This is a genomic window from Halobacillus litoralis (genome assembly GCF_020524085.2).
Lineage (GTDB): Bacteria > Bacillota > Bacilli > Bacillales > Halobacillaceae > Halobacillus > Halobacillus litoralis_E.
This window is the reverse complement of record NZ_CP129016.1, coordinates 3,504,121-3,528,401: the sequence shown is the minus strand read 5'-3', so window position 1 is coordinate 3,528,401 and position 24,281 is coordinate 3,504,121. Positions and strand designations below refer to the sequence as shown.

Sequence of the window (24,281 nt, the reverse complement as noted above, 5' to 3'; positions counted from 1 at the left end):
GAACAAAATCAGTCAATGGTTTTGCTTTTTCTTTCCATCCATATCCGCTATCAATCAAAAATAAAAATTCTTTACACTCCAAGGAAATCGCTGAAGAAATTAGAGAAGAGATGGATCTTTTCATTCAAACCGGAGAGAGAACAGCTCTGATTAGAAAAGATGAATAGGAGGTTTATGTTCTCAGTAAAGACATAAAGAATATCCAATGATACAGACGTCACCGGGAAGTGACGTCTGTATCATTGATGGGATGGATATGTTTTGAAATAATAGAAAAAGGTATGATTTTCCTGAAATCAGTATGGAAGGAGAGATGTTATGCTTGAGAACATTTTATGGGGATTGTTTCTTGTCTTGTTCATTGTCTTTATGATTTTCATGGACAGGAGAAAGTCTAAAAAGCGCAAGGGACAGCCTCCAATTCGGAAGACAGAGCAGGAAAAAGAAGTGGAACGTGCGGTGGCACGAGAAAAAGGTTTTCGTGGTGGACCAGGGGGAGGTGACGGAATGTGATCAACGGAGTATCGATCTATGCTCGAGAACTTAAAAGTCATGATGCCGAACAATTGCTGCAGTATGAAAAGAAGAATCGGTCGTTTTTTGAGCAGTTCTCGATGGTGAGAACGGATGATTTTTATACGCTGGAGGGTCAAAATAACCGATTGGAAACTCTTCATAAAGAAGAAGAGGGGGACAAGGGTTACTTTTTCGGTATATTCCAAAAGAATACAGACCACCTGATCGGAACGGTGAATCTTTTTCAGGTCATTCGGGGGTCATTACAAAGTGCGTTCATCGGTTATTTTCTCGATCAGGATTACAATGGGAAAGGCTATACGACAGAGGCTGTGAGATTTCTTGTTGCGTATGCTTTTGATCATCTTCAATTACATAGGATAGAAGCAGGGGTCATGCCCCACAACAAAGCATCCATTCGTGTGCTAGAGAAAGCTGGTTTTCACAAAGAAGGGCTAGCGAAGAAGAATGTGAAGATCAATGGGAAATGGGAAGATCATCAAGTCCTTGCGATCATTAATCCGGATGATTTGTAGATAGTGTGAGCCAGAATGGTGTAAGTGAACAGATTCATTTACCGACTATTACGTAAAAAAGGAAAAGATATGAAACTTTTCTTGATCGGTTTCCGTACTTGTATTAAGAAGAAAAGGAGGGTTTCGCACATGTGGGCTTTTCTCGGCCTCATCGGTTTGTTGGTTGTGCCGCTGTTGTATGGGTTTTTGCGCGATGCTTTCGGGTGGAATAGGAACAAATTTTACGGAGATGAAATGAATAAGCAAAAACGTAATTCTGTTGAAAAACGTTATGATAAAGCTGAAATCCAGAAGGAAGAAGTTCATCAGCACTCTAGAAATCATGGTAATCACGGAGGATTCGGAGGCTTTCATTGATAAAAATACATCCTTCTAAAGAAGGTGTAGGTTATAAAAAGTCAGCAGGAGTGCTGGCTTTTTATATGGGAGTTGGAATTATTAAATATTCCAATGTTTGAAAATCAGAAGACTGGAAACCATGTGATTAGGTTTCCCGCTTTTTAAATGAAATGATATCTCTTTTGAACATCTACAATTTAAAAGGGCTTGGAATGTTTAGGGTCTCCTGCTCTGTCTCTGGCAGAAAAGTGGCGATACATATCCTCGAAAGTCCCTTTATTCGCAAGGCGGTTGCTTCCTTTATTTCTGCGTCGGTCGAAAAAAAGCGTGACAAGGATGAACAGACCTGGAACAGCAAAAATCAACCACAGCATAAATTTCCTCCTTCAACAATATGACGTGCCTTTCCTATAGTCTCTACACTTTTTTTCTACAGGTATTTGTTTTGTCCTGCACGAATTAGGAGATTTCTGGATTTTTTCAAAATATTACGTTTAAACTTATCAAGTGACCTTCGAAAAAGGGGATACGCTTTGGAGCCTTGCCGAACAATATGATGATGTGACCGTTGATGATTTGTTCCGATGGAATCCAGGGATTGACGCAGATTTCATTCAACCTGGGTCTCGAATTACAGTGAAAACAGACGAAATGGTTAGTGATGATTATCCGAATGAAGAATTTCATACCGTTACACCGGGAAGTACGTTGTACAGCTTTGCAAACCTCCATGAAGGGCTTACGCTTTCCGAGCTGTTCGAATTAAATCCCGGCATCGATCCATGGAATTTGCTGCCTATCAGGTCCTACGGGTTTCACCGGCTGAAGATGTGAATGCCCACGATCATACGATTGCTCCTTACGATACGCTTTATGGAATAGCTGGTATTCATCAAGGAGTGACCGTGCACGACCTTTATGAATTGAATCCTGGAATTGATGCAAGAAATCTCCAAATTGGTACGTCCATCCGTGTGAAATATAGAAGAAAGCCCGGGCCATCTGCTGGTACCCGGGCATTTTCACGGATTAGATTTGATCTTCCAACCACTTATAGATGGTATTAGCGATGATTTCCTGCTGGGTTTTCGCTGGGATTTGAGCAGGCTGATCTCCTTTTTGAGGACCATACATACCAAATTGGGCATGGTTTCCTTTTTCAATTTTATGAAGAGTGGTGTCCGTTGAAAGCAGTGGCTCCGTTTCCTTTATTTTCGCTTCTGTCGTTAACCCATCATTCTCTGCATATATCGATAGGATCGGGGTTTCGGTATCTGCGAAGCTGCTTCCTTCCGTAGGATAGGAAGCAAGAAGAATCAATCCCTCTGTCTCCTCCGTATGCTCTTTTACAAAAGAAGCAGCGGCGACCCCGCCGAGAGAATGACCTCCCACATACCAAGCTTCAACATCAGGATAGCGGTCCATCAATTCATTTGCTTTGTTCGTGCTTATAATGGGTAGGTTCAACGTTACATCAGGAACACCTGTAACGTATCCGCTGTTCGCCAGTTGCTGAGCGAGATAGCTGTAGGCTTCTGGTTCAACCTTTGCTCCAGGATATAAGATGATCCCTGCTTTAGCTTTACCGCCGGGTTCATGTACGACCCATCCGTCTGTTTTGTGGGATTCTTCCACCAGGCGTGTCATCTCTTCCGAAGGTTCGTAAGTTTGTTGAGTCCAGATGAAAAAGAAGAGAACTCCAACACTGATCAGGTCCAGGAGACCAAGCACGATATACTTGAGCCACTTTTTCATATTCGACCATCATTCCTTTCCTTTACAAACACGCATCATTGTCCTCACTTCTTCAAATGAGGGTTGTTCAATGTAATATCTGAATAGATCTGTGCCATTTCCTCAGGGGGTTCTACGGCTCCATGACGAATCCATTTTTCGAGCATATGCCAAATGCCTGCGGAATTGAATGCCGTATAATACTGCAGGAATGTTTCATCAAAGCCTTCCATCATATCTGCTTTGTATCTCTCATTCAAGGAAGGCAGATAGTCGTCCAACTGTTTGAGCAGGATGACAAACAAGTCGTTTTTCTGAATCAGCTTCAGGAATTCAATATGCTCCTGCCAAAATTCAAAATACAGCTTAGCCATGGCGAATGGGGTTATAGCATCAAGTGTTTCAAATTCCTTTTCAACTTCTATCATCAAGCCTGTGATGTATTCCTGGAGGACTTCCTCCTTTGTCTGGAAGTTGCGGTAAAAAGTCTTCCTTACGAGTTCTGCGGTCTCGGTAATTTCCTTGACTGAGATTTTGTGATAAGGCTTTTCTTCCATAAGTCTGAGTAAAGCGTCGATGATCCATTTTCTCGACCTCATGGATATCGGATTCATGCTTTTATCATTCATCCTGCTAGTTCTCCTCTCCAATCAGGTTGCTGTATCAAGTGTCACACTTTCCTTCATCTGTATCACTTGATCAGAAACCATTGACCATAAGATGATATTCTCATTATAATTTGCTTACATAAGTGACACAAGTGTGTATCTATATACAAGTGTAACTTCGGGTTAGAATGGGGAGGAATGTGAAATGAAGAACGATAAAAAAGGTGTTGTGCTGATTACAGGGGCTTCTTCCGGGATGGGGATGGAAACGGCAAAACTGTTGTTGGAAGAAGGCTACATCGTCTATGGAGCGGCAAGGCGCTTGGAAAAGATGAAAGAGATCGAGTCTAAAGGCGCTCACATTCTTTCCATGGATGTAACTGACGAACCGTCCATGGTGGATGGGGTGACCAGGATCATTCAAGAGCAGGGGAGAATTGATGTACTGTTCAATAATGCGGGGTATGGCTCTTACGGTGCTGTGGAAGACGTACCGTTGGAAGAAGCGAAGCGACAATTCAACGTGAATCTGTTTGGGTTGAGCCGATTGACTCAACTTGTTCTGCCGCATATGAGAAAACAGAAGTCAGGCAAAATCATAAACAATTCATCCATGGGTGGAAGAATTTTTACACCGATGGGAGCCTGGTATCATGCATCCAAGCATGCACTCGAAGGATATTCGGACTGTCTGCGGCTTGAGGTAGCACCGTTTGGAATTGATGTGGTCGTCATACAGCCGGGGAGTATTGAAAGTGAATGGACCGGTATCATGCTTGAGAATTTACAGAAAACGTCTGGAACATCTGCCTACAAAGACATGACACGATCTTTCGTTAACATGACTGAGAATATGACGGGAGCATCTTCTTCACCAAGAGTGATTGCAGAAACAGTGAAAAAAGCGATCGAAGCGAAAAAGCCGAAAACAAGGTATGCGGCCGGCAAGTATGCCAAACCTTATATGTTTTTAAGAAAAGTGCTGCCCGATCGCATGTTTGATTCCATTTTCCATTCCATGATGCGAAGGTAAAAAGGATAAAAGTGGAACTTTATAAATGAATGAGAAAGACGATGAAAGGGATGGGGCGTAACTGTGTCATCCCTATTTTTGATTGGTGTGATAAGAAGGGGTTCTTCCTACGAGAGCGAAGTTATCTTATAAGGGGAGTTCGATGGTACGTGGCAGTTTGCCGGATCGGGGCACTTTTGAATATTCGGATCATCCAACTTTGATACACAGAAGTTCTTTTTTAAATGAGTAGAATAATGGCTTTTTGTAAGCGGATGCTAATGAAAAAGATGTGAAGGAGGCGGCAGAATGAAAGACACCCCATTCCACTACGATGGACGGTCCCCTATGAACCAAGAAGGCACGCCGGATGAAGGGTTTGTCATGACAGATGAAGCAAGAATGAGCATAGCAGCAAATCCTTATCTCCATGATGTGACTTCCGAGCAGGAATAAGGAAGATGTTTAGAATCCATCTCAACCAAGGTGGATTCTTTTTTTCGGCTTTTATTAGTAAGAATGGTCGTTTCTATACAAACTATACTATCTAGAATGGAAAGGTAGGATTCTATGGCAAAGGTTTTATATATTACGGCCCATCCACATGATGAAACGGCCTCTTACAGCATGAGGGTAGGGAAGGCATTCATCGACACATACAAAGAAATGAATGCCGGGGATGAGATCATTCACATCGACTTGTACAGAGAAGACATCCCTCAAATTGATGCTGATATTTTCAGCGGGTGGGGGAAACTGCAGTCCGGCGATGAACTCTCTGAAGAAGAAAAAAGGAAAGTCGAGCGATTGGGAGAGCTGAGTGATCAATTTATCTCCGCAGACAAGTACGTCTTCGTCACCCCAATGTGGAACTTCTCTTTTCCTCCTGTGATGAAGGCTTATATCGACTCGGTAGCCGTAGCGGGCAAAGCATTTAAATATACAGAGCAAGGCCCGATCGGCTTGCTCACGGATAAAAAAGCCTTCCATATCCAGTCGTGCGGAGGAATTTATTCGGAAGGACCGGCAGCGGGTATGGAGATGGGGAATCGGTATTTGAATATCGTCATGCAGTTTTTCGGTGTCCCGTCCTTTGATGGACTTTTTGTCGAAGGGCATGCGGCGAATCCGGATCAGGCGGATGAGATTAGAGAACATGCGATAGCTAGAGCAAAAGACGCAGCCAAGACATTTTAATGATTTCATCCATTCAATCGGTCGACTTACAAAAAACGCTTCTTTAAGGAGTGTTTTTTTGTGGGTACTTATCCTATTCTTCATGAAATGTGTTAGGCTGAACATAGAAACGATTGGTTAAAGGTGGAAAAAGGAAACCGTTCTTTTTCCTTTGATTATTGTTCGAATACTATGGGTGAATGTTTTGGAAAGGGTCTAGTATGAGTTATTTTATTCGCTTGTTTTTTTACATAGTTTTCATAGCTTTCGCTTCATCATTGTTGTTCTTTTTTGTTACATCTATTTGGGGGGCGAGAGATCCTGGAGTCCTTTTTCTTTTGTCGGTCATCTGTGTACAACTCCTTTTCAGTCAATTAGATGGAGTAAGGAGGGTCAACAATGAAGAGAGGTGTAGTGGAGATGCGGTATTTTATAGGATCACTCATCGTTATCCTTCTGTATAGTCTTCCTTTGCAGGTAAATGCTACAAGTTATGAAAAAATTGATCCTGAAGAGGTTGTCGACCGTGCAGAAGTCATCGTCATTGGTTCTTACGATTTCAATCGTCGGAGTGAAGTGAGTGAATTTGTCTTTGACGGTCATCCTTTTAAGGTGGATGCCGTACTCAGAGGAGATGTAGGAGAGGAAATCACAGCCGGAATCGACCGGTTTGATGTCAGCTGGGCGAAAGATTTTCAGGACGAAGGCGGCAGGTTCATGCTGCTGTTGGAAAATATCCCGGAAGCCGACTTTCTGACACCTGTGGTGGCTGCAAATGGGATGGTTCAATTACAAGGGGAAGTGGTGAAAGAAGACGGCAAGGATAAAGATTTCTATACTGAATTACTTAAAGAAAACCCACCCCAAACCAAACAATCTCCTAAGTCGGAAGAGTCTGCATCATTTACCAGCGTCCTTTTCCTCGTTGGTGTCTTCAATATCGGTGGTGTGTTTTTCCTAAGAAGGAGAAGCCACTGGGCAGGTCGTTTATGAAAAAATATTCAAAAAAATCGTTGACATCTTCTGCCTTTCCGCGTAACATAATCCTAACTTTAATACCTACGGCAATGACAGAAACCCAGTAGTGAAGAGATCCCTGTCGTCAGAGAGTCGACGGTTGCTGCGAGTCGATACACATCTCATCATGAATTACCTTCTGGAGCTTCTTTTACGAAAACTTAGGTGAGTAGTGGAAGACGGTAAATCCGTTATCTTTTTGAGGGGAGGATGAAGAGATTCATCTTCAACTTGGGTGGTAACGCGTGATGAAGACACGTCCCATGATGGGGCGTGTCTTTTTTGTATTCTAAAAATGGGGGGCTGTAAGATGAATGAACAATTGAATGATTTACAAAGAGAAGAATTTGAAAAGCAATGGGAGGTTCTATCTTATGGTGTATCCTCCATCATTCCAGAAGAAGAATTCAAAGGAAAGATCGCAAAGTCGATCAAAAATGAGCAGCCTCTGAAAGTGAAGCTTGGACTCGACCCGACGGCACCTGATGTCCACCTTGGTCATACCGTTGTGTTGAATAAGCTGAAACAGTTTCAGGAATTCGGGCATACGATCCAGCTGATCATCGGGGATTTCACAGGGAAAATCGGGGATCCGACGGGGAAGGCGACCGCTCGGACCGCTTTGACGGATGAGGAAGTGGAGCACAATGCCAAGACCTACTTCGAGCAATTCGGCAAAGTGATCGATATGGAAAAAGTAGAGCTCCATTACAATTCGAAGTGGCTGTCGACAGTAGGATTCTCAGAAGTCTTGAAATTGGCGAGCACGGTGACGGTTGCGAGAATGCTCGAGCGCAATGACTTTCATAACCGGTACAAAGCGAATAAACCGATCCATCTTCACGAGTTTTTCTACCCTGTCATGCAGGGGTACGATTCATATGCGTTGGAATCTGACATCGAACTAGGCGGAACGGATCAGGAATTCAATGTGTTGTTCGGCCGACAGGTGCAGGAGCACTTCGGGAAGGAAAAACAAGTCGTTCTGCTGATGCCGTTAATTGAGGGGCTTGATGGTGTAGAGAAAATGTCGAAGTCAAAAGGCAATTACATTGGAGTGGATGAACGGCCGCAGGATATTTTCGGAAAAACGATGTCGATTCCTGATGCGTTGATCATGAAATATTTTGAGCTCGTGTCTCCGTTATCCATTCAAGAAGTGGAGAAAGTGAAACGGGACCTTGATGAAGGGACGCTTCACCCGAGGGATGCCAAGATGAAGCTTGCCGCTTCATTTGTTGAAATGCTTCATGGTAAAGAAGCGGCCCGTCTAAGCCGTGAACACTTCACAAATGTTTTTCAAAAGAAAGCGATGCCTGACGTGATCCCTGAAGTGATGTGGGAAAAAGATGAGGAGGTAAACGTTGTCGACCTCGTCAAGGAGCTTGGACTTTTACCATCAAAGAGCGAAGTGCGAAGGATGATTAAGAATGGCGGCGTACGGATCAATCAGGAAAAAGTGATGGACACAAGCCAGATGGTTCAAGGACAGGATGGAACTGTCGTTCAAGTTGGAAAAAGAAAGTTCGTACGATTAAGAAGGTCTTCCTGAATAGAGGAAAAAGGGGAAATGAAACGATGGATCGTGAACGGTTTTTAGAAAAAGCAACCATGCATATGAGAGAGAATTACAAGTGCCATACTGTATTTTTGTACGGTTCCTACCAGACGGATGATTACACGGAAGAAAGTGATGTCGATCTGATCGGTTTTTCCGATGAACTGGAAACACAGAACAAAGTGGAAACCTTCAGTGGGAAGCTCCTGGATGTATGGGTCCATAAGACCGAGGATATGGAAGAGCCAGCCAACTTTTTGAAAGTCCATCGTGCAGATGTGCTTGTTGATGATTACGAACGAGCGAAACCCTGGATGTCTGAAATTGATTCGATCTTCCAGAGGGGACCGGCATCTTTAGAGCCAAAGGAGAAGCAGTTTTTGAAAGATTGGCTGACCAAAATGAAGATACGCTCGAGAAAAGGTGATCTGGAAGGACGCTACCGATTCCACTGGCTCGTGAAGGAAAGTCTTGAAATTTATTTTGAGATGATCGGACGCTGGTACCTCGGTCCGAAAAAGTCATTGAACTGGTTAAGGGAACACGATGAGGAAGGCTACCGGATTTACGATAAGCTGCTGGAAGGTCCAGGAGATCGCAGGCGGTTGGATGCATGGATCGATCACTTACAGAAGCTGTGAGTCTATCGTTGGGATATCGGCTAAAATAGAGGTTTATATGCGGACTTCAGGATATATCCATTCGTTTATGATGGAGGGATGACATGAATCAAATCCAATTATTGTTGGATGAAGGAGAGTTTGAGAAAGCAAGGGTGGAAGCATTGGACCGTCTGAAACGGGAAGAGAAAAATACAGAGGTGAATTTTCTGTGTGCGGTCTCCCATGATGCACAGGGGATGGAGCGGGCAGCCATCCCCTTTTATGAGAATGCTATTGACCATGGAATTCAAGGTGACCGATGGACTGTAAAGGGGATGGAGCAAGCATGAGATCAGAAAAGAAAATGATGGATTTGATTTTGAATGTCGCAGAGAGAGATGAACGAATTCGTGCGGTTTACATGAACGGTTCAAGAACAAATCCCACTCTAGTAGAAGATCTTTTTCAGGATTATGACATCGTCTACGTTGTGACGGAAACGACTTCTTTCTTGGAGGATGAGCATTGGGTGGATGTATTCGGTGATCGGCTGATGATGCAGGAACCGGATAAAAATGATCAGGGGGCAGGTGGGGACATTGCTGACTTTTATGGTTATTTGATGCTCTTTACGGATGGCAACCGGATCGATTTACATATCGAAACGCTTCCGCATATGCAGGAACACTACGGGGAGGACAAGCTTACGGTTCCTTTGTTGGATAAGGATGATTGTCTGCCTGAGATTCCTGATGCGACAGATGAAGATTATCATGTGCAGAAGCCGACGGAACAGGAGTATCTCGCGCGCTGCAATAATTTCTGGTGGTGTCAGCAGAACATAGCGAAAAGCTTGTGGCGAGATGAGGTTCCTTATGCGCAGTTCATGCTGGAGTGTATCATCCGCAGGGACTTGGATCAGATGGTTTCCTGGTGGATCGGTACTCAGAACGGTTTTCAAGTGTCGACAGGGAAGGTCGGGAATTATTTTAAGAAGCTCCTGTCTGAAGAATATTGGACGATGTATGAAGCGACTTATGCGGATGAAGACGCGGAACATATTTGGGATGCACTGTTTGCCGCCGGTGATTTATTCCGCACGCTGGCGCATCGTGTAGCGGACGAGTTCTCTTACACGTATCGACGAGAAGAAGACGAAAACATGACACGTTATTTAAAACAGGTGAGAAGATTACCTTCATCGGCTGATCGTATCTTCTAAGTGTGGAGGAGATGTGTAGATAGAAAACGATCGAATAAATGAAGGGGAGATGTACTATGAAGAAGACGGGGGTTATCCTGTTTCTGAGCTTTGCTTTCCTCTTAACAGGCTGTCTAGGTAAGAAAACCCTGCACTTTCAAGAAGAAACCGAAAATTGGGAGGTCGAATACATAGCGGATATACAATCGGAAGATAGTGAATCGACGGGTGTACACATCACGTATATAGGAGAAGGTGAAGCTCCTGAACATATCGATTACACTTTGGATAGTCCTACAGGCGGTGGAGGAGGAGATTACGTTTTGTTGACCGATGGGATGGTTCAGCAAATGGGGAACTTCTGCTCTGGATGTGCGGTAACAAGAAAAGATCACGAGATCCAGGTTACGATTGAATGGGGAGAAAAGGAAGAGACACTGGATTTGGAGTACATAGAATAATGATAGAAATAAAAGGAAGAGTTTGGAAGTGGAGAATGGAGAAAGTTTCGTTATAAGGGATATGATTGCACAACTTCTGTTTTTTGCTTTTTCTATCGGCTTGATCATAGGGGTCCTTGCAATCTTTCTTTCGATAAAAAGAAGGAAGAGTCAGCTGGACAGGGTGGAAGAAAAAGTGGATCGCATGCTTGAACGAAAAAAGAGTGACTTCCATCACTGGGGAGAGAGGGCCTTCGTAAGAACCCTTCTCTCCTTTTATTTAATAATCATCACGCCAAGGATAATGAAACTGATAAAGAGGAACTTTCTTCGGCTTGCTTTTTCATTGAAAAGTAGAATTCCAAATATCGTGGTGGCCATAATGGAGACACCACTCCAAATGGCATAAGCGATGCCGACTTCGATCGTCTGGACACTCAGCGTAAGAAAATACAGGCATGCTCCGATGAAAACGAATGCTGTAATGCTGGGGAAGACCCTCTGGAAACCGTATGATAATTTGACGGAAATGTTGCCGATTGTCGCAAAAACTAGAGAAAGTATCAAATAACCCATGGTTATACACTCCTTTCTTTTACTGGCACCGTTAAGCCCACCATGCCTACAAGGATCAACGTCAGTCCGAGTAGTTTGGACATCGTCACCGATTCCCCAAACAAACCAACACCTAATAATGTGACAAGGAGCGTTCCACCGCCCGACCATAAGGCGTTGATCATCCCGATTTCGTTATTTTTAGTAATAAATATATAGAAGGAAACGGCAAGAGTATAGCAGAAAATGACGACCAGGCTGGCCATGACATTCGTAAAGCCTTCTGAATATTTCATCGCCGTCGCCCCGGCAACTTCGAACAAAATGGAGATTCCTAATAAAAGATAGGTTTTCATGGTTCGATCCTCCTTTTTTCTTTCGTCTATTCTCAGGATAAAAGAAAGCGAAGGAAGTAGGAACAATCGAATTGTCATACCATCATAACCTGAGGTTATAATGGGGGTATCCGACTAATATCGAAAGGGGGAAAGAGAATGCTGCAGAAATTAAACGCCTTTATCGAAGTCGCCAAACAACAGAGTTTTACGAAAGCAGCAGAAGCTTTGTATATTTCTCAACCGGCATTAAGCAAACAGATGAGAAAATTGGAAGAAGAGCTAGGGTTTTCACTTTTCAACAGAGCTTCCTATGGTGTAGAGCTGACGGAGAAAGGAAAAGGAATGGTGGAAGAGCTGACGCCGTTATTCGGGCGCATCCATCAAACCGTGAAACAATACCAATCCCATGAAGAAAAAATCCGTATGGGCTCCACACCTATGCTTACTTCCTATTACCTGCCCCAATATTACGATAAGCTGGTAAGGGGGAACCTTCATGTGACAGTCATCAAAGATGATAGTGAAGAGCTTCTTCCATTACTTGAGGAAGGGGAGATCGATGCGGCTATTATCCAGGACACACCTACGTATAAGACGCTGCGGTCCTCCTTTTTGTTCACGGATCACTTTATAGCTGCCATCCCCATATCCTCTCCATTATCAGAAAAACAGGCAGTCACACTTGAGGAATGTTTAGAGGAAACTCAAATCATCCCGACAAAGGGCCCTTTAGCTGAAAAGGTGCAGACGATCATGCGTGAGTATGAATTCACAGGTGAAGTTATAGAATCCCAGTATCACGCCATGGCGGGGTTGGTGGCACTTGGAATGGGCATGGCTTACCTTCCGGAGATGATGGTTCAGCAAGTGGAATATCGGGGCGTCGTGTTTTTACCGATTCAAGATAATCCTTTTAAAAGAGACATGTATCTTTACGCACGAACAGAGGAGAATCTTGATTACTTGAGCGGTCTATTTACAGATATCCAATAAAAAGCAGCTACCTGTGATAAGGGTAGCTGCTTTTATGATGTATTCGTCAAGCGTGTATCTTCTCGATCGTTCGTATCACTTCGCTTAGTGAAGAAAAGTCGTTTATGACATGATCGGCTTCGGCAAGTTCATCTTCTTGAGCAAAATCAAAGCGACATCCTACGGAAGTTAACCCATTTTTCTTAGCGGCTTGTATATCTGAGAGGCGGTCTCCGACAACCACTCCTTCTGTGAAGACGTATTTTTTCTGGATGGCGGCCACCAAATCTGCTTTGTCCAACGAGTCGATCTGCTCGATACTGAACGTTTCTGTCACCCAGCGATCCAGACGATAGTATTTGACGATGGCCTGCAAATAATCAGTCAGCCCATTACTTGCTATGTAAAGGGAGTATCCTTCTTTATGCAACGCTTCCAGGGTTCCTTCGATCTGTGGGTAGAGCGCCCCTTTCCCTTTTTGAATGTTGAGGATGAGTTTTTCTAGAAAGTACACGTTTGCCTGTTGCCTTATCTCCTCAGAGTGATGGGGGAGCAGGGTTTTCCACACAGTAGGGAGAGGAACACCCATGATTTTTTTATACTTCTGAAGTGGTGTTTCTCCGCTCCATTCACCAGAATCTTTCAAGTGAACAAACGTTTCTTCCAGTGAAACTTCAAGGATCTTTTCGGTCTGGAACAAGGTTCCATCCATATCAAAAATGATCGCATGTGGCATAGGTAAGAGCTCCTTTTCATCGTTTATGAGTTTCATCATATCAGTTTTATGAGAAAACATGTCCCATCTCCATAAAAAATTTCTTGCAAACGATTACAAGGATGTGGTACTTTATCTGTAACCGGTTACACACAGAGGTGAACATATGGTAACAATCAAAGATGTTGCACGTGAAGCAGGCGTTTCAGTGGCTACCGTTTCACGTGTGTTAAACGATAATGGTTATGTTGGAGCAGATACGAGAAAGAAAGTGATGGAAGCCATTGCTGAATTGAACTACAGTCCGAACGAAGTGGCACGTTCTCTTTACAAAAGGGAGTCCCGTCTGATCGGTCTGCTTTTACCTGATATTACAAACCCGTTCTTTCCACAGCTTGCGAGAGGTGTGGAAGATGAACTGAGCCAGGCAGGATATCGGCTTCTGCTTGGGAATAGTGATGAAAATATTCAAAAGGAATTGGAATATATACAAACGTTCGTCCAGAATAATGTGGTCGGAATCATTACGGCAACCAATCATGTCGATTATAAAATATATGAAGCTCTGGATCTGCCACTCGTACTCTTGGACCGGGCGTCAGAAAACTATCCAGCGGTTTACGCGGATGGAAGAGAGGGCGGGCGCCTGGCAGCGAAGACCCTTATTGAAAAAGGGGCAGAGAGAATTACGCTCGTGAAAGGACCGGCCAACATCAAGCCCGCCCAAGACCGCTTCCAAGGAGCGATCGAAGAGCTGAGTCAGGCGGATGTTGATTTTTCTGTACTGTCCACGACCTCCTATTCTTTTGAAGAGGCACAGGGTTGGGCAGAAGAACTGTTTGATAAGTTCACAGATACAGATGGAATCATTGCGAGTAACGACATTGTCGGGATTGCGATCGTTCATGAGGCTATGGAACGCGGAAAGCGTATTCCTGAGGATGTACAAATCATCGGCTATGACGATATTCCACAAAGCCGTTTGTCCTACCCGACGCTTTCCACGATCCGCCAGCCCGCCTATGAAATGGGAAGGGAAGCGGCAAAGCTATTGATACGGACGATAAAGAAAGAACCAGGCGTTGAACAAACCATTCAAATGCCTGTGGAATTAGTAGAACGAAAGACGACACGAAAGGAATGAAACGTATGAGAAAACCTAAAATAGCTGTGATCGGCAGCTCTTCCATGGATTTAGTTGTGACATCCCAACGGCGGCCGGGCGCGGGCGAAACGGTTCTTGGTGAATCTTTTGAAACCGTACCTGGAGGCAAAGGAGCGAACCAGGCTGTTGCCGCCGCCCGTCTCGGAGCAGATGTGTATATGATCGGACGAGTGGGGGAGGACGCCTACGGGGAGGCGATCTTAAATAATTTTAAATCGAATGGCGTTCAGACGGATTATGTGGAACCGGTTACACATGAAAGAAGTGGAACAGCTCACATTATTTTAGCGGAAGGAGACAACAGCATCGTTGTCGTCAAAGGAGCCAACGATCACGTCACTCCTGCGTATGTGAAGGACAAGAGGGACTTCATTGAAACGTGTGACCTTGTGATGATTCAGCAGGAAGTCCCTGAAGAAACCGTGATTGAAACAGCCGAACTGTGCCAAGAGCTGGGCGTGCCCTTGCTATTGAACCCGGCACCAGCGAGGGAAATCCCTGATACGGTGGTGGAACAAGTGAGTTACCTTACGCCGAATGAACATGAAGCTGCCCTCCTTTTTCATGGAGAAGAACCAGTCAAAGCATTAAAGAAACATCCAAATAAACTGTTCATTACAGAAGGAGCAGCAGGCGTCCGCTATTTTGATGGAAAAGAAGAGGTACTCGTTCCGTCTTTTCTTGTGAAACCAATAGACACCACAGGCGCGGGTGATACATTCAATGCGGCTTTCGGAACAGCCATAGCCGAAGGAATGGACTTGAAAGAAAGTCTGCGTTTCGCGAATCGAGCGGCTTCCCTGTCCGTTACAGGGTTCGGAGCCCAAGGCGGCATGCCTGGGCGGGAAGAAGTAGAAAGGGGACTCATGGAATGAAAAGACATGGCATTTTGAACAGTCATCTATCCAAAGTTTTTGCTGATCTCGGGCACACCGATACCATCGTTGTTGCTGATGCGGGGCTTCCCGTGCCGGACGGAGTGAAAAAGATCGACCTCTCTTTAAAGCAAGGGGTCCCTTCTTTCCTTGAAGTCGTGGAGGTATTGAAAGAAGAAATGGTTGTCGAACGTGTCACCGTTGCCGAGGAAATGGAGCAGAACCCCTCTGTTCATGAAGGGATGAAAGAATGGTTTGACGAAATGGATTCTCTCACTCATGAAGCACTTAAAGATCAGTTGAAACATGCCAAAGCAGTGGTGCGGACAGGGGAGATCACTCCATATGCAAACTGTATCCTTCACGCTGGAGTAACTTTTTAAAGAGGTGAGCAATCATGGAAATCCGTATGAACGAGATTCATAAAGCTTTCGGAAAGAACAAAGTCCTTGAAGGCGTTGATATACACATTAAAGACGGAGAAGTTCATGCATTGATGGGCGAAAACGGCGCTGGTAAATCTACGCTCATGAATATCCTGACAGGTCTTCATAAGAAGGATAAAGGTACAATCGAAATTGATGGGAAGGAAAAAACATTTGCCAACCCAAAGGAAGCAGAAGAATTCGGAATTGCTTTCATCCATCAGGAGTTGAATGTATGGCCGGATATGACGGTGCTGGAGAATTTATTCATCAATAAGGAACCGGTTACACATTTTGGTCTCATTCAAACGAATAAAATGAAAGCGATTGCGAACGAACAGTTTGATAAGCTGTCTATTTCGATCCCACTCCAAAAAGAAGCGGGACAGTGTTCGGTCGGTGAACAGCAGATGATCGAGATCGCTAAAGCTCTCATGACAGATGCCAAAGTGATCATCATGGACGAGCCGACAGCCGCTTTGACAGACAGGGAAATAGAGAAACTTTTTGAAGTCATTCGCTCCTTGAAAAAATCCGGCGTATCCATCGTTTACATTTCTCACCGGATGGAGGAGATCTTCACGATCTGCGATACGATCACAGTCATGCGTGATGGGCAGACGGTGGATACCACACCGATCCCTGAAACGAATTTTGATGATGTCGTCCGGAAGATGGTTGGCCGTGAACTGACCGATCGTTTTCCTGCGAGAGAAGCGAAGCCTGGAGAAGCTGTGTTGGAAGTGAAAAATCTTACGAGGAAGGGCCTCTTCGAGAATGTAAGCTTTCGTGCCCGTTCAGGTGAAATCGTCGGTGTGGCGGGATTAATGGGTGCAGGGCGTACAGAAATCATGCGCACCATTTTCGGTTTGGATGGCAAGTATCAGGGCGACATTTTCATCAATGGAGAAAAAGTGACGGTGAAAAGCCCGAGTCAGGCGGTCAAGCTCGGCCTCGGTTTCATTACGGAAGACCGTAAAGAAGAGGGACTCGTTCTTGATTTCCCGATCCAGGACAACATCGCGCTTCCGAGTTTGTACAGTTTCACAGACAAAGGCCTCATCGGAGAAAAACGCGAACGCGAATTTGTCGATATGCTGATCAAAAGGCTGACGATCAAAACTGAATCTGCCAAAACAGAAGCAAAGAACTTGTCCGGGGGTAACCAGCAAAAGGTCGTCATTGCCAAATGGATCGGGATCGGTCCAAAAGTTCTCATCTTGGATGAGCCGACCCGGGGTGTCGATGTTGGTGCGAAACGGGAGATTTACCAATTGATGAATGAACTGACAGACAGAGGAGTAGCCATCATCATGGTTTCTTCTGAGCTGCCGGAAGTATTGGGAATGAGTGATCGTGTGCTCGTCGTCCATGAAGGAACGATTGCTGGAGAACTTTCCAAGGACGAAGCCGATCAGGAAAAAATTATGACACTGGCAACAGGAGGTAAAGTCAATGATTAATGCAATCAAAAAAACGAATCATGTAGGAAACTTGATGCAAAAGTTAGGACCATTCGTTGGTTTACTTGTATTGATGGCGACAGTTTCCATTATTAACCCTAGTTTTCTTGAACCCTTGAACTTATTGAATCTATTAAGACAAGTCGCGATCAATGCTCTGATTGCTTATGGAATGACATTCGTCATCTTAACCGGGGGCATCGATTTATCCGTCGGATCGATTCTCGCCTTATCCAGTGCTTTGATGGCCGGAATGATGGTCTCAGGTGTGGATCCGATTTTAGCGATATTGATTGGATGTTTGCTTGGAGCACTCATGGGAGCGGTTAACGGTCTTCTTATTACTAAAGGGAAAATGGCTCCGTTCATCGCGACCCTTGCAACGATGACGATGTTCCGTGGACTGACGCTTGTTTATACGGATGGAAACCCGATTACAGGGCTTGGCGACAGCTATGCTTTCCAATTGTTCGGAAGAGGTTATTTCCTTGGGATTCCGGTCCCAGCAATCACGATGCTGCTTGCCTTTGCTGTCCTGTGGGTGATTTTGCATAAAACTCCATTCGGCCGTAAAACGTATGCGATCGGAGGCAACGAGAAGGCAGCACTCATCTCAGGTATCAAAGTTTCTCGGATCAAAGTGCTGGTCTATTCTCTTGCTGGTCTGCTTTCAGCGCTTGCCGGGGCTATCCTTACATCGCGTTTGAACTCGGCTCAGCCGACAGCGGGTACATCGTACGAACTTGATGCGATCGCTGCTGTTGTTCTTGGCGGGACAAGCCTTTCCGGGGGACGTGGTTTGATTATCGGCACATTGATTGGTGCTCTGATTATCGGGACGTTGAACAACGGTTTGAACCTTCTTGGCGTGTCGTCCTTTTTCCAAATGGTGGTCAAAGGTGTCGTCATCATCATCGCCGTACTCATCGATCGAAAGAAAGCAGCATAGGAGGGGTAACATGAAAAAGCTAGTCGTATTACTGATGAGTTTATCCCTGATCTTCCTCGGTGCCTGCTCGCTGCAGCCACCGGAATGGGCGAAACCTAAAGGGGATAAAAATCCAGATGACATTAAAGTCGGTCTGTCTGTATCTACGTTGAATAACCCATTCTTCGTTTCTATGAAAGAAGGGGTAGAAAATGAGGCAGCGGCTCAAGGGATGGAAGTCGTAGTCGTCGATGCGCAAAATGATGCAGCTAAACAAATCAATGACGTGGAGGATCTGATTCAGCAAGGCGTCGATGTATTGCTGATCAACCCTACCGATTCTTCGGCCATTTCGACGGCCGTTCAGTCAGCCAATAGCTTAGGCATACCGGTCGTGACGCTTGATCGTTCTGCAGAAAAAGGGGAAGTCGCGACATTGGTAAGCTCAGATAACGAAAAAGGTGGCGAAATGGCCGGGGAGTATTTGGTTGAGCAGCTTGGTGAAGGTGCCAAAGTCGCTGAACTTGAAGGTGTCCCCGGCGCGTCCGCGACACGTGAACGCGGCGCTGGTTTCCACAACATTGCCGATGAAAAACTGAATGTTGTAGCTAAACAAACGGCGAACTTTGACCGGACGGAAGGATTGACTACGATGGAAAACATCATCCAGGGAAATCCGGACATTGAAGCTGTTTTCGCTCACAATGATGAAATGGCGCTCGGAGCCTACCAGGCGATCCAAAGCTCAGGTCGGGATGTTCTGGTCGTCGGATTTGACGGGAACGATGATGCGATATCTAGTATTCAAAATGGAAACCTTTCGGCTACCGTTGCTCAACAGCCAGAGGAAATTGGCAAGCTTGCGGTGCAGGCCGGTGCCGATGTGCTGCAAGGCGAGGAAGTTGAAGATACGATTCCGGTACCTTTGAAGCTCGTCACGCAGGAGTCGGATTTGGAAACAGAAGAATAAAGATGAGAAGAGAGACTCGTGTATGAGTCTCTTTTTTTATACTTCGAAAGTTGTAGGAATGCTTCCATCCATTGCAGGTGCTCTCTTTTTCATTTTCCAGCTAAGCTGAAGATAGAACAAAAGCGGAATAATCCAAGGAGGAAGATTCATGGAGAAGTATATTTGCGAGACTTGCGGCGTTCAGTATTCAGAAAGTGAAGAAGTACCAGATCGTTGTGAGATATGCAGCGAAGAAAGACAGTATGTAAACCCGGAGGGACAGACATGGACCACACATGAAGAGCTGGTTCAGACAGAACGTTATCAAAACATGATCAGAAAAGAGGAAAAAGGATTGTACAGCATCACCACCACTCCAAAAGTAGGGATTGGTCAAACGGCCTACCTCATCCAAAAAGATGGACTGAATGTGCTTTGGGACTGCATCACTTACCTTGATCAAGAGACGGTGGATGGCATTTGCGATCTTGGCGGCATTGATGCGATTGCCATTTCTCATCCGCACTACTATTCACGAATGAACGATTGGGCAGAAACGTTTGATGCTCCCGTGTACCTTCACGAGGATGACCATGAATGGGTCATGGAAGAAAGCCAGTACCTTCATTTGTGGAAAGGGGAATCTATGAAACTCTCAGAAAATCTTTCTCTTCATCGTTTAGGTGGACACTTTAAAGGGGGAGCGGTCCTGCACATCGAAAATGGTACGGAAGGGTTGCTGATGACTGGAGATATCATCCAGGTCGTTGCAGATAACCAGTGGGTGAGCTTCATGTACAGCTATCCGAACCTGATTCCCCTCCCGGTAGCAAAAGTCGCAGAAATAGCAGAGAAAGTTGATGGTCTTGCTTTCAACCGTATTTATAATGCTTTTCACAACATCGTAACAACAAGTGCGGATAAAGTGGTCCGAGCTTCAGCTGAACGCTATATTCGTGCCATTCAAGGCACATTATTTACGACGTAAAAAGTGTTCGGCAGGTTTCAATGGTTTGAGACGAAAGGGAGTTTACTAGTATGAATGTTGATGAATTCGGTTTGATTTTGTTTGTAGAGCGTTTTGAACAGTGTGTAAGATTCTATCAGAAACTTTTACAATTACCTGTAAGAAGGAGTCAGGACACGCTCGTCTGTTTCGAACTGCAGACCGGTTATCTTATGGTCGAAAAGGGCGGGGTGGCTCAACCGGGGGAGAAAACGAGGGTCCATAATCCGACCGTCCTTCGTTTCGATGTGAAAGATCTCAGTAAACAAGTCCATCACCTGAAGGAACGCGGCATCCACTTTCTAGAAGAGCGGCGTGTATTTGACTGGGGGACAATCGCGGTTTTTCTTGATCCGGATGGAAACCGCATTGAAATAGGGGAAGTGAATGCAACGAGTGCATCCTATTCGTAAGTAACAGGAGTATATGGGATAGGGGTTCCAAAGGTTTGGCAGTCATGATTTGGGATAACCATGAAAGGGCCTCAGCCCCGTCCAGTTGCTGTTTAAGCTGAACGGGGCTAAGGGGCAAAAGATATCCACGTCGCTTATTTAATGAACGTGGACCCTTTTAACAGCTCCGGCTTAGCTCCCAGTATCAATAGGAAGAGTTTCGCATCTCCCACTTCTCTGTGTTGATGTAACACGTTTTTGACGACAGGGAAATCTTCATGTTTTTTCAGCTTGTCCACTTCTTTCTTATAAACAGAGAGGATCGATCCTTTGATGAAGGATGGATACGTGGTGGTCAATTCTTCTTCCATCAACATGGCCCCCATGTAGCCATATTTAATTTGAAGCTGCCGTGTGAAGCTGACCACATGAGTTAACGTTTCATAGACATCAGGATAGCGACGGCTCACTTCTTCCAACCCATTTTTAGCTTCGTACAATTCATCCAAGCTGGCTAACTTCAACATGTTGATCCGCTCCTTCTTCCCATGGTTTTTCAAGACTGATAATCTTCGTAAGTTGGGCGCTGTGCTCCCGGCGTATACGCCTTGTTTTGGCACGATCTTCACCAGATTGATAGAGAAACTTCTCTTCCTCCGTCTCTGGAATCACTCGTGGAACTTTGATCGCTTTCTTATTTTCATCGAGAGCTACGAATGTCAAGAATGCCGTCGCGGCCATCCGACGGTGGCCGGTAATCATGTCTTCGGCAATGACTTTGCAGAAGATCTCCATCGATTTGTTCCCGGTATAGGAGACAAATGATTCTACACAAACCGAATCGGTTTGATGGATCGGATGGAGGAAGTCGATGGAATCGGTCGATGCGGTGACGCATTCTTTCACACGTGCATGGCGCCTCGCGGATATGGTGGCATTATTGTCCAACTTTTTCATGAGGACCCCGCCGAACAAGGTGTTGTAATTGTTCAAATCGTTGATCATCACTTGATCCGTATTAATGACTAAACTTTCTTTGGTGCGTTTCGCTTCCATGAGTCTGCCTCCTGTTTTGTTTTTTTTCAACATCAAGACATGTCTTTGTGTTCGTTGATAATTTCAGTGTACGAGCGATGTCTCTATAAGTGAAATAGCAAATCGTCATGAGTTGGATAGCTTTTATCAATGGAAGTGTTTTCATAGATTGATTTCATGCATGAAAAAGACCAGCTTCATTAGGAAGCTGGTCCGTCTTTATTCTCTACTCAATCGATCCTGGGTATAAGCGAGCCATTCTTCCGTGGCATACGATATGTACTGGGTTTTCGGCCAAATAATAGCGAGTTCCCACGCAATGGTTGGCTGGATGACCTTGAGTCGCTTTACATCTTGAGTAAGCAGACGGGCGACGCTTTTAGGCAGGATAGAAATGCCGAGATTGGAAGCGATCATCTTGCCGATAAAATCCCACTGCGAGCTTTCGGAAATGACCTTTGGTATAAACCCGGCTTCCTTACAGGAGGAGGTAATCCGGTCGTTTAACACAAAGTCTTTACTGAAGAGGATGAATGAATCGTCTTTGAGCTCCTCCAGTCGGATCTGCTTTCGTTCAGCCAACGGGTGGGCATGAGGGAGGATGACCTCAAGCTCTTCACTTAAAAGGAAGAAGTGGTCAAATTTGTCCTCCTGCGTCGGCAGCACGGTAATGCCGACATCCAGTTCCTCCTGAAGGATATTGTCTTCGATTCTTTTCGCGCCATCCTCTACGAGTTGATAAGTAATGTGTGGGTGCTTCGCATGAAAGCCTCCGATAATGTTGATGATCTGCTCGGCGTCCATAATCGGGGGCAGTCCTACTCGAATATGGCCTTTTTTCAACCCCAGTAAATCGTTGAGCTGAGTATTGAGGTTTTCGAATGCTTTATCAATGGTTTTCGCCTGCATAAGGATCAGCCGCCCGGCATCGGTAAGGATGACTTTTTTTCGTGTGCGTTCGAATAATTCCACACCAAGATCCTCTTCCAGGTTCTTGATCATTTTGCTGATGGTTGGTTGTGAGATGAATAAATGTTCAGCTGCTTTCGTAAAACTTTGAAAACGCGCGACCTCAATGAAGTATTGCAAATGGCGGATGTCCATGGTTATGTACTCCTTTACATACGAATCTTACGGGTTATGTACCATCATAAAGAGAGGGATGCATCTTATCAATAGAAATTTCCTTCGGATGGAAGACTTGATAAGGGTGTGGGGCTCTCTGAAGCATGGGTGATTCAGGCCATAGGAGTGCCTTGGACGTTCAATTGGAAATCATATACTATTAAACTATAATGAGGAAGAATGGCCAAGGAGAGGGGAAATTAACTTTCCCGCCATTTCTTTGGCGGAGGATTCAGGTAAGCAACCCCGGAAATGAAACCCCATGAAGTCAGTCCTAAGATAAGGCTTAGGTTGGGTTCTCCAACAATTAAATAGCCGAAAATCAATGAAATGATCAAGTATCCTAAAGCTGTGGTGAATCCCCATAGCAGTCTCCGCCACATAAGAATCCCTCCTTATCCGTGATTTCTCCTTTTGAAGAACCACTGCAGCACGAACCGGGTAATGAACCCACATCCCAGAGCAATGAGAATGATGACGATCCATTGATCGGAAACTGTAAATCCCAGTTGGAATCCTAAGACAAGGGCGAATCCGAGGGTAAGTCCAAGAAAGATTTGTTGAGTTCGGGTCATTGAATCAGCTCCCATAAAGGTTTACTTCCTGTTATTACCTTTTTTATCAAACCGAAAACATGAAGAAAGGATGATGGATATGGAATTGACTCATGTACGATTACTCGTCGATGACTACAAAAAGTGTTTTTACTTTTACCGGGACACGCTCGGTTTTGAAGTGACGTGGGGAGATGAGAACTCCAACTATGCCGATTTTGCATTCCAAGGGGTGACGCTTGGCGTCTTTGAACGGAAGCAGATGGTGGAAGCACTTGGAGATGTTTATACAGAGAGTGGCACGAGAGACGACAGAGCGGCGCTCATTTTAAGAGTGGATGACGTAAAGGAGACGTATAAGAAGTGGAAGGATAAAGTGACGTTTATTACAGAACCTGTGGAGCAGAAGGATTGGGGCCTCAAGGTCGCGCACTTCAGGGACCCCGACGGTAACCTTCTGGAAATCTATGAATCCATCATGTGAGTGGGTGGAAACAGAAAGGTTATCCTTTCGAAAGTATGAGGACGAAGATTTTCCTTTTTTGTTATCTATGGTAACAGACCCCAATAACTTTTGTAGGAGGTGTTGCAATGGAAATTCAAGGCCTCAATCACTTTCTGTTCTCAGTATCTGACTTAGATACATCTATTGCTTTCTATGAAAAAGTTTTTGGCGCCGAGTTATTAGTTAGAGGAAAGACGACCGCCTACTTTGATCTGAAGGGGATGTGGCTCGCATTAAATGAAGAGAAGGATATACCCAGACAGGACAGGGCCGCTTCCTATACGCACACCGCCTTCACGATAAAAGAAAGTGACTACGATGACGCCTATGACGAATTGATCAGACTCGGGGTGAAAATTCTTCCGGGGCGGGAGCGTGACGAGAGGGATAATCGATCCATCTATTTTACGGATCCGGATGGTCATAAGTTCGAATTTCATACAGGAACTAGGAAAGATCGGATCGACTATTACAAAGAGGCTAAACCTCATATGACTTTTTATGATTCATGAGAGTACATAATCAGAAAAGGGGACGTTT

Annotated in this window: 35 protein-coding genes and 1 other annotated feature; of the genes, 24 read left to right on the top strand and 11 right to left on the bottom strand. The window is 44.8% G+C overall.

Annotated elements, in window-relative coordinates; all coding sequences use genetic code 11:
* The first annotated feature begins 318 nt into the window (after nucleotides 1-318).
* The 3 genes from LC065_RS18055 to LC065_RS18045 all read left to right on the top strand — a co-directional run bounded on the left by LC065_RS18055 (nucleotide 319) and on the right by LC065_RS18045 (nucleotide 1,409).
* Entirely contained in the window at nucleotides 319-513 is a 195-nt protein-coding gene (locus tag LC065_RS18055; RefSeq protein WP_226588397.1) for a hypothetical protein, read from the top strand.
* A complete protein-coding gene (locus LC065_RS18050) occupies nucleotides 510-1,052 on the top strand; it encodes a GNAT family N-acetyltransferase (protein ID WP_226588399.1) in 543 nt (180 codons plus the stop codon). Before LC065_RS18055 ends, LC065_RS18050 begins: the two co-directional genes overlap by 4 nt.
* Before the next feature lie 129 nt (nucleotides 1,053-1,181).
* Nucleotides 1,182-1,409, top strand: a complete 228-nt coding sequence (locus LC065_RS18045; protein WP_226588401.1) for a hypothetical protein — start codon at nucleotides 1,182-1,184, stop codon at nucleotides 1,407-1,409.
* A 179-nt stretch (nucleotides 1,410-1,588) separates the two neighbouring features.
* Here LC065_RS18045 and LC065_RS18040 read toward each other — a convergent pair whose 3' ends face one another.
* Nucleotides 1,589-1,765 (bottom strand): hypothetical protein, encoded by a 177-nt coding sequence (locus tag LC065_RS18040; RefSeq protein ID WP_226588403.1) that lies wholly within the window; start codon nucleotides 1,763-1,765, stop codon nucleotides 1,589-1,591.
* A gap of 133 nt (nucleotides 1,766-1,898) precedes the next feature.
* On the opposite strand from LC065_RS18040, the gene LC065_RS18035 reads away from it, so the two are divergent.
* Nucleotides 1,899-2,225 (top strand): LysM peptidoglycan-binding domain-containing protein, encoded by a 327-nt coding sequence (locus LC065_RS18035; RefSeq protein ID WP_306163609.1) that lies wholly within the window; start codon nucleotides 1,899-1,901, stop codon nucleotides 2,223-2,225.
* 195 nt (nucleotides 2,226-2,420) lie between these two features.
* Here the strand turns inward: LC065_RS18035 and LC065_RS18030 are convergent, their stop codons facing one another.
* Nucleotides 2,421-3,146, bottom strand: a complete 726-nt coding sequence (locus tag LC065_RS18030) for an alpha/beta hydrolase (RefSeq protein ID WP_306163608.1) — start codon at nucleotides 3,144-3,146, stop codon at nucleotides 2,421-2,423.
* Between the two features lie 44 nt (nucleotides 3,147-3,190).
* Nucleotides 3,191-3,754 carry a TetR/AcrR family transcriptional regulator gene (locus tag LC065_RS18025; RefSeq protein ID WP_226588411.1) on the bottom strand — a complete coding sequence of 188 codons (564 nt, stop codon included), beginning with the start codon at nucleotides 3,752-3,754 and terminating at the stop codon, nucleotides 3,191-3,193.
* A gap of 184 nt (nucleotides 3,755-3,938) precedes the next feature.
* Here LC065_RS18025 and LC065_RS18020 point away from each other — a divergent pair, with 184 nt between their 5' ends.
* The 9 genes from LC065_RS18020 (at nucleotide 3,939) to LC065_RS17980 (ending at nucleotide 10,760) form a co-directional block, all read left to right on the top strand.
* Nucleotides 3,939-4,766 (top strand): oxidoreductase, encoded by an 828-nt coding sequence (locus LC065_RS18020; protein WP_226588413.1) that lies wholly within the window; start codon nucleotides 3,939-3,941, stop codon nucleotides 4,764-4,766.
* 288 nt (nucleotides 4,767-5,054) lie between these two features.
* Nucleotides 5,055-5,201, top strand: a complete 147-nt coding sequence (locus LC065_RS18015) for a hypothetical protein (protein ID WP_226588415.1) — start codon at nucleotides 5,055-5,057, stop codon at nucleotides 5,199-5,201.
* Between the two features lie 114 nt (nucleotides 5,202-5,315).
* Nucleotides 5,316-5,942: an FMN-dependent NADH-azoreductase gene (locus tag LC065_RS18010; protein WP_226588417.1), complete on the top strand. Its 627-nt coding sequence runs from the start codon at nucleotides 5,316-5,318 to the stop codon at nucleotides 5,940-5,942.
* A gap of 378 nt (nucleotides 5,943-6,320) precedes the next feature.
* Nucleotides 6,321-6,914 carry a hypothetical protein gene (locus tag LC065_RS18005; RefSeq protein WP_226588419.1) on the top strand — a complete coding sequence of 198 codons (594 nt, stop codon included), beginning with the start codon at nucleotides 6,321-6,323 and terminating at the stop codon, nucleotides 6,912-6,914.
* A 65-nt stretch (nucleotides 6,915-6,979) separates the two neighbouring features.
* Nucleotides 6,980-7,205 (top strand) — a binding site (T-box leader).
* Between the two features lie 43 nt (nucleotides 7,206-7,248).
* On the top strand, nucleotides 7,249-8,490 hold the full coding sequence (gene tyrS / locus LC065_RS18000; RefSeq protein ID WP_226588421.1) for a tyrosine--tRNA ligase: 1,242 nt from the start codon (nucleotides 7,249-7,251) through the stop codon (nucleotides 8,488-8,490).
* A gap of 26 nt (nucleotides 8,491-8,516) precedes the next feature.
* Nucleotides 8,517-9,137, top strand: a complete 621-nt coding sequence (locus LC065_RS17995) for a nucleotidyltransferase domain-containing protein (RefSeq protein WP_226588423.1) — start codon at nucleotides 8,517-8,519, stop codon at nucleotides 9,135-9,137.
* 83 nt (nucleotides 9,138-9,220) lie between these two features.
* On the top strand, nucleotides 9,221-9,448 hold the full coding sequence (locus LC065_RS17990; protein WP_226588425.1) for a hypothetical protein: 228 nt from the start codon (nucleotides 9,221-9,223) through the stop codon (nucleotides 9,446-9,448).
* Nucleotides 9,445-10,320 (top strand): aminoglycoside 6-adenylyltransferase, encoded by an 876-nt coding sequence (locus LC065_RS17985; RefSeq protein ID WP_226588427.1) that lies wholly within the window; start codon nucleotides 9,445-9,447, stop codon nucleotides 10,318-10,320. Before LC065_RS17990 ends, LC065_RS17985 begins: the two co-directional genes overlap by 4 nt.
* A 56-nt stretch (nucleotides 10,321-10,376) precedes the next feature.
* Entirely contained in the window at nucleotides 10,377-10,760 is a 384-nt protein-coding gene (locus LC065_RS17980) for a hypothetical protein (protein WP_226588429.1), read from the top strand.
* A 255-nt stretch (nucleotides 10,761-11,015) separates the two neighbouring features.
* Here the strand turns inward: LC065_RS17980 and LC065_RS17975 are convergent, their stop codons facing one another.
* Nucleotides 11,016-11,315 carry a DMT family transporter gene (locus LC065_RS17975; protein WP_226588431.1) on the bottom strand — a complete coding sequence of 100 codons (300 nt, stop codon included), beginning with the start codon at nucleotides 11,313-11,315 and terminating at the stop codon, nucleotides 11,016-11,018.
* Between the two features lie 2 nt (nucleotides 11,316-11,317).
* The gene (locus tag LC065_RS17970; protein WP_306163607.1) at nucleotides 11,318-11,650 is read right to left on the bottom strand and encodes a DMT family transporter; all 333 of its coding nucleotides are present in this window, start codon (nucleotides 11,648-11,650) and stop codon (nucleotides 11,318-11,320) included.
* A 138-nt stretch (nucleotides 11,651-11,788) separates the two neighbouring features.
* Here LC065_RS17970 and LC065_RS17965 point away from each other — a divergent pair, with 138 nt between their 5' ends.
* Complete coding sequence (locus LC065_RS17965) at nucleotides 11,789-12,625, top strand: LysR family transcriptional regulator (RefSeq protein ID WP_226588435.1); 837 nt, start codon at nucleotides 11,789-11,791, stop codon at nucleotides 12,623-12,625.
* A 46-nt stretch (nucleotides 12,626-12,671) separates the two neighbouring features.
* Here LC065_RS17965 and LC065_RS17960 read toward each other — a convergent pair whose 3' ends face one another.
* A complete protein-coding gene (locus LC065_RS17960) occupies nucleotides 12,672-13,340 on the bottom strand; it encodes an HAD hydrolase-like protein (RefSeq protein WP_226588437.1) in 669 nt (222 codons plus the stop codon).
* Between the two features lie 145 nt (nucleotides 13,341-13,485).
* Between LC065_RS17960 and LC065_RS17955 the strand changes: the two genes are divergently transcribed.
* From LC065_RS17955 to LC065_RS17920, 8 genes are all read left to right on the top strand, one after another.
* Complete coding sequence (locus LC065_RS17955; protein ID WP_226588439.1) at nucleotides 13,486-14,463, top strand: LacI family DNA-binding transcriptional regulator; 978 nt, start codon at nucleotides 13,486-13,488, stop codon at nucleotides 14,461-14,463.
* 5 nt (nucleotides 14,464-14,468) lie between these two features.
* Entirely contained in the window at nucleotides 14,469-15,359 is an 891-nt protein-coding gene (rbsK, locus tag LC065_RS17950; protein WP_226588440.1) for a ribokinase, read from the top strand.
* A complete protein-coding gene (rbsD, locus tag LC065_RS17945; RefSeq protein WP_226588442.1) occupies nucleotides 15,356-15,742 on the top strand; it encodes a D-ribose pyranase in 387 nt (128 codons plus the stop codon). Before rbsK ends, rbsD begins: the two co-directional genes overlap by 4 nt.
* A 14-nt stretch (nucleotides 15,743-15,756) precedes the next feature.
* Nucleotides 15,757-17,247, top strand: a complete 1,491-nt coding sequence (locus tag LC065_RS17940) for a sugar ABC transporter ATP-binding protein (RefSeq protein ID WP_226588444.1) — start codon at nucleotides 15,757-15,759, stop codon at nucleotides 17,245-17,247.
* Nucleotides 17,240-18,196 carry an ABC transporter permease subunit gene (gene rbsC / locus LC065_RS17935; protein WP_226588446.1) on the top strand — a complete coding sequence of 319 codons (957 nt, stop codon included), beginning with the start codon at nucleotides 17,240-17,242 and terminating at the stop codon, nucleotides 18,194-18,196. Before LC065_RS17940 ends, rbsC begins: the two co-directional genes overlap by 8 nt.
* Before the next feature lie 10 nt (nucleotides 18,197-18,206).
* On the top strand, nucleotides 18,207-19,145 hold the full coding sequence (gene rbsB / locus LC065_RS17930; protein WP_226588447.1) for a ribose ABC transporter substrate-binding protein RbsB: 939 nt from the start codon (nucleotides 18,207-18,209) through the stop codon (nucleotides 19,143-19,145).
* A 148-nt stretch (nucleotides 19,146-19,293) separates the two neighbouring features.
* Entirely contained in the window at nucleotides 19,294-20,112 is an 819-nt protein-coding gene (locus LC065_RS17925; RefSeq protein ID WP_306163606.1) for an MBL fold metallo-hydrolase, read from the top strand.
* Nucleotides 20,113-20,162: 50 nt separating this feature from the next.
* On the top strand, nucleotides 20,163-20,543 hold the full coding sequence (locus LC065_RS17920) for a VOC family protein (protein ID WP_226588451.1): 381 nt from the start codon (nucleotides 20,163-20,165) through the stop codon (nucleotides 20,541-20,543).
* A gap of 134 nt (nucleotides 20,544-20,677) precedes the next feature.
* On the opposite strand, the gene LC065_RS17915 is transcribed toward LC065_RS17920, so the two are convergent.
* From LC065_RS17915 to LC065_RS17895, 5 genes are all read right to left on the bottom strand, one after another.
* Nucleotides 20,678-21,049, bottom strand: coding sequence for a hypothetical protein (locus LC065_RS17915; protein ID WP_226588453.1), 372 nt, complete (start codon nucleotides 21,047-21,049; stop codon nucleotides 20,678-20,680).
* Nucleotides 21,024-21,578 carry an acyl-CoA thioesterase gene (locus tag LC065_RS17910; RefSeq protein ID WP_226588455.1) on the bottom strand — a complete coding sequence of 185 codons (555 nt, stop codon included), beginning with the start codon at nucleotides 21,576-21,578 and terminating at the stop codon, nucleotides 21,024-21,026. The genes LC065_RS17915 and LC065_RS17910 overlap by 26 nt, the downstream gene beginning before the upstream one ends.
* Before the next feature lie 198 nt (nucleotides 21,579-21,776).
* Nucleotides 21,777-22,661 carry a cidABC operon transcriptional activator CidR gene (gene cidR, locus LC065_RS17905; RefSeq protein ID WP_226588457.1) on the bottom strand — a complete coding sequence of 295 codons (885 nt, stop codon included), beginning with the start codon at nucleotides 22,659-22,661 and terminating at the stop codon, nucleotides 21,777-21,779.
* A 221-nt stretch (nucleotides 22,662-22,882) separates the two neighbouring features.
* Nucleotides 22,883-23,065, bottom strand: a complete 183-nt coding sequence (locus tag LC065_RS17900) for a hypothetical protein (RefSeq protein WP_226588459.1) — start codon at nucleotides 23,063-23,065, stop codon at nucleotides 22,883-22,885.
* A 12-nt stretch (nucleotides 23,066-23,077) separates the two neighbouring features.
* A complete protein-coding gene (locus LC065_RS17895; protein ID WP_226588461.1) occupies nucleotides 23,078-23,257 on the bottom strand; it encodes a hypothetical protein in 180 nt (59 codons plus the stop codon).
* 79 nt (nucleotides 23,258-23,336) lie between these two features.
* Between LC065_RS17895 and LC065_RS17890 the strand changes: the two genes are divergently transcribed.
* Both LC065_RS17890 and fosB read left to right on the top strand, forming a co-directional pair.
* Entirely contained in the window at nucleotides 23,337-23,720 is a 384-nt protein-coding gene (locus tag LC065_RS17890) for a VOC family protein (RefSeq protein ID WP_226588463.1), read from the top strand.
* A 107-nt stretch (nucleotides 23,721-23,827) separates the two neighbouring features.
* Nucleotides 23,828-24,253: a metallothiol transferase FosB gene (gene fosB / locus LC065_RS17885; RefSeq protein ID WP_226588465.1), complete on the top strand. Its 426-nt coding sequence runs from the start codon at nucleotides 23,828-23,830 to the stop codon at nucleotides 24,251-24,253.
* Nucleotides 24,254-24,281: the final 28 nt, after the last annotated feature.